Below are 4261 nucleotides of genomic sequence, written 5' to 3'. Positions count from 1 at the left end.
CCGGACGCCCGTCTCCCGCACCCAGCACCGCAGCAGAGCCTCCGTGACGATCTCGTCCGCGATGGTCGCGTCCGCGATGGCCTCGGACTGCGGTCGATCGCCGGTCACGATCGCCGCCGGGCCCTGGTGGAACCACCGGCGGTAAGGACGTCCCCGGTCTCGGCGATCAGCCCGAGCAGTGCGTCGACGTCCGCCGTGGTGGCGTCGGGATTGAGCAGAGTCAGCTTCAGGAAGACCGCGTGACGGGGACCGAGCTGGGTGCGCCCCACGACGGCCCGGCCGGCGACGAGCAGTTCCCGGCGCAGCCGGGCGTTGATCCGGTCCACCCGGTCGGGGGAGGGCGGGCCCGCGGGGCCGGACGGGGTGGGGCCGGACGCGGTCGGATCCGAGATGACCTGTGGCGGCCGGTAGCGGAAGACGAGGGTGCTGAGTGTTACCGGGAAGGCGAGTTCGAGACGAGGGTCGGCGCGCACCGTCCGTGCCGCGTGCTGCGCGAGATCATGGCAGGCATCCACCACCCGGGCGCCGAGACCGTCGCGGCCGAGGGCCCGAAGGGTGACCGCGATGGGGAAGGCGTCCGCGCGGCGGGTGGTCCGCAGCGACCGGCCCAGCAGGCTGGTGAAGCCGGCCGCCTCGTCATCCTCCGGGTTGAGGTACTCCGCCCGTGTCGCGAGGCTGGCCCAGCCGTCGTCGCGGGCGGTGAGGAAGACTCCGGCCGGCGCCGGCTGCCAGCCGAGTTTGTGCAGATCCAGTGCGACCGAATCTGCGAGGTCGAGTCCGTCCAGCAGGCCGGCCAGCCGATCGGACAGCAACGCGCCGCCGCCGTGGGCGGCGTCCACGTGAAACCAGCAGGCCGCCCCGCCGGACCTTGCCTCCATGCCCGATGGCCTGCTCGGGTCCTGCGACCCACCTAACCGGAGGCGATGTTCCTCGACCACCGCGGCGATCTGCCGAAGCGGGTCGACCGCGCCCGCATCGGTGGTGCCAGCGGTGGCCACGACGATGGCCGGCCCGGCGTGCGCGGCCAGGGCGTGACGGAGCGCCTCGACGCGCATCCGGTGCCGGTCGTCGGTCTCGATGACCAGCACCGGAGGCGCGTCGATCGCGAGCAGGGACGCCGCCCGATCAATCGAGAAGTGTGCCGCCGCCGAACGGAACACCCGAGGTGCCGGCCGGTCCGCTCCTCGGTGCCCGGCATCGTGACCTGGGGCGGCCGGGCCCAGAGCGTCTTGCCCGGTCGGGCCACGGCGGGCCGCGTCCCGACCGAGGAACAGGCCCATCAGGTTCGATTCGGTCCCACCGGTGGTGATCGTGCCGGTGGCCCGGTCCGGATCGAAGCCGACCAGCGTGGCCAGGGTCGCGACGACCTCGGTCTCGATCGTCGTGGCCGCGGGAGCCTGGTCCCAGGAGTCCAGGGACGGATTGAGGGCGCTCACGGCGAGGTCGGCGGCGACCGCGACCGCCAGCGGAGGGCAGTGCAAATGGGCGGCGCACCACGGGTCCGCCGGGTCCGCGGAACCGGCGGCCAGGGCTTCGACCAGGCCGGTCAGCGCGGCCGACGGGCCGATTCCGGTTCTCGGTAGCAGGGCCCCTGTACTGTCCGGGGGGGTCGGATCCGCCGGGGCCGGATCGGCCGGAGTCAGGCCGAGGGCAGCTCTGGTCATGGCGCGCACCACCGGTGGGCCACCGGCGGGCAGCGGGCCGCCGCGGATCCGGCGGCCATCGTCGAGGGCGGCCAACGCGAGATCGACCATCGGCCGTAGCCCCGGGAGGATGGGGATCTCCCGCCTCCGTGGACCGTCCATGGACCCCCCGTTCCTCCGCCGACGTTCCTCCGCCGACGTGGGCTTTCCGGCTGGTGCGGACTCTCCGGCCGGCGCGGTGGCGACAGGTGTGTCAGGGCTGCGCGGGGGGATCATCCGGCGGATCCGAACCGGACGTGGGCCTGATCGGCGGGTGGGTGTCCCAAGGCCGCGTGGACGGAGAGCCTGCGGACGGCGGCATCGATGGCGTCGGCGAGGATCGCGAGGACGCGATCGCCCTCCTCATTGCTGAGGATCAGCGGTGGCAACAGCCGGACGACCGCGCCGTGCCGCCCACCGAGCTCGATGATCAGGCCGCGGCGCAGACATTCGGCACGTACCAGACCGGCGAGTCGCGCGTCGGCGGGATGCGCGCCGACGAGGTCCGGGGCTGCGGTCGGATCGACCATCTCGGCGCCGAGCATCAGCCCGCGGCCGCGCACGTCGCCCACCTGCGGCCGGTCCCGGGCGATCTCTGCCAGGCCGGTGAGTAGGCGCGTGCCGAGTCGGGCGGCGCGTTCGTCGAGACGGTCCTCTCGCACCAGGCGCAGCGTGGCGTGGCCCGCGGCCATCGCCAGCTGGTTTCCACGGAAGGTGCCGGTATGTGCCCCGGGCGCCCAGGTGTCCAGCTCAGACCGGTAGGCGATGACGGCCAGTGGCAGCCCGCCGCCGATCGCCTTGGACATGACGATGATGTCGGGGGTGATGCCGCTGTGCTGCGCGGCCCAGTACTTCCCGGTGCGACCGACTCCCGTCTGGACCTCGTCCAAGATCAGTGGGATACCGCGGCGACGGGTGATCTCGCGGATGGCGCGGAGCCAGCCGTCAGGAGCGGGAACCACCCCGCCCTCACCCTGAACCGGTTCTACGATCAGTGCCGCTGGCCTGACTACCCCTCCGGCCGGGTCATCGAGGAGACGTTCGATGTAGCGGGCGGACAACTCGGCACCGTCCGGACCGGGGGCGCGACCGGACCCCACCCCGAACGGGCACCGGTAGGGGAAGGGGAACGGCAGCCGTACGACGGATGTCGATGGCGGCAGAGGATCTTTGACGGCGACGTTCCCGGTCACGGCCAGGGCACCCGCCGTCATTCCGTGGTATCCACCGGTGAACGCGAGGATGGTCTGGTTGCCCGTCACCGTCTGCGCGAGCTTGATGGCCGCCTCGACCGCGTCGGCGCCGCTCGGGCCGCAGAAGTGCAACTTCACATCGCTCCCCATGCCGGCCGGCAGGCAGCCACGGAGTTCGTCGGTGAAGGCGTCCTTCTCGGGGGTGGCGAGGTCGAGCGTGTGCAACGGGGCGCCTCGGGCAAGCATCGACGTGATCGCCTCGGTTACCACCGGATGGTTGTGTCCCAGCGCGAGCGTTCCGGCGCCGGCCAGGCAGTCCAGGTAGCGGCGGCCATCCGCGCCGAGAACCATGGTTCCGGACGCCCGGACAGGCACGATCGGGAGAGTCCGCGCATAGGTCCGTGCCGCCGATTCGCGCTGACGCTGACGCGCGAGGATCGTGGCCGGGTTCGCGGCGTCCGTGGGTGCGGACCTGGGACCCGTGGTGGGGGCTGCGGGCGTGGACCTGGCGGCGACGGGGATCGTGGTCGCAGGGGGCGTGGTCGCAGGGGGCGTGGTCGCAGGGGGCGTCGTCGTGGCTCTCGTGGTTACGGAAGGCACGGTCGCGGGGGGCGCCGTGCGGCCGGCTGAGCCGCCGGCGGCGTCACGAGCGGAAACCGTCATCGCGGGCGACTCCCTTCGCGCAGGCTGATTGAGGGAAGCCTAACTTAAGCCAGTCGCACCATGGTTGCTCCGCGCAAGGTTATGGTGGTGCCAAGCAGACGTGGTGGTCTCTTCATAGTCCGTCCGGGGGAGTCGGGTTGCGGCAGAAACATCGGCCTCAGGCTGTGGTGTTTGCGGCATGTCCACTACACGCCCGTTGATCCGAATCAGACAACCGGTTATGGCGGTGACGAACGTCCCGCGACCGTCCGGCGGCACGGAAGCCGGATGCGGTCCGTGTGATGTATCAGGCACCGTTTGCGGATCCGATCCGTGTTTCGTCGCCCCACCATCGGGCTAACCGACAGCGTCGGGTCCAGGTGGAGACCACCCATCCGAGACCACTGTCTGGACCACCCGTCTGGACCATGCGTCCGCACTCGGCAGCCCGCGGCACACGCCATCGCTCCTGTGCGCCTGGCGGCTGTGCGCCTGGCGGCTGTGCGCCAGGCGGCAGAGTGGGTTGTCCTGTCCCTGGCGAGGGACGCGGCTGAACTCGGACAACTGATGGAGTCTCGGACGACTGATTGGAGTAAGGAGTCGATCTGGTGGACCTGCCGCCCTCGGCCGCGCCGCTGCGCGCCCTGCCCGCCGAAAGCCTCCCCCGCCTGGTGTTGACCGCGGTGCGTGCCTGGCCGGCCGGCGCCGGAGAGGTCAGCGCCTACTTTTACGACCCGGCGGCGG

Annotated in this window: 2 protein-coding genes; both read right to left on the bottom strand. The window is 71.7% G+C overall.

Translation table 11 applies throughout. From position 1 onward, the window contains the following. Nucleotides 1–104 precede the first annotated feature (104 nt). A complete protein-coding gene (locus AC08ON_RS03890) occupies nt 105–1805 on the bottom strand; it encodes a pyridoxal phosphate-dependent decarboxylase family protein (protein WP_476616465.1) in 1701 nt (566 codons plus the stop codon). Between the two features lie 110 nt (nt 1806–1915). Then, nucleotides 1916–3538, bottom strand: a complete 1623-nt coding sequence (locus AC08ON_RS03885; protein ID WP_476616464.1) for a diaminobutyrate--2-oxoglutarate transaminase family protein — start codon at nt 3536–3538, stop codon at nt 1916–1918. Nucleotides 3539–4261 lie beyond the last annotated feature (723 nt).

It is taken from the genome of Frankia sp. CoWAU3 (assembly GCF_977971855.1).
This window is presented reverse-complemented; position numbering and strand designations above follow the sequence as displayed.

Coding starts and splice junctions, on each gene's coding strand:
- AC08ON_RS03890 (WP_476616465.1), bottom strand. CDS start 1,805: ATGGACGGTCCACGGAGGCGGGAGATCCCCATCCTCCCGGGGCTACGG.
- AC08ON_RS03885 (WP_476616464.1), bottom strand. CDS start 3,538: ATGACGGTTTCCGCTCGTGACGCCGCCGGCGGCTCAGCCGGCCGCACG.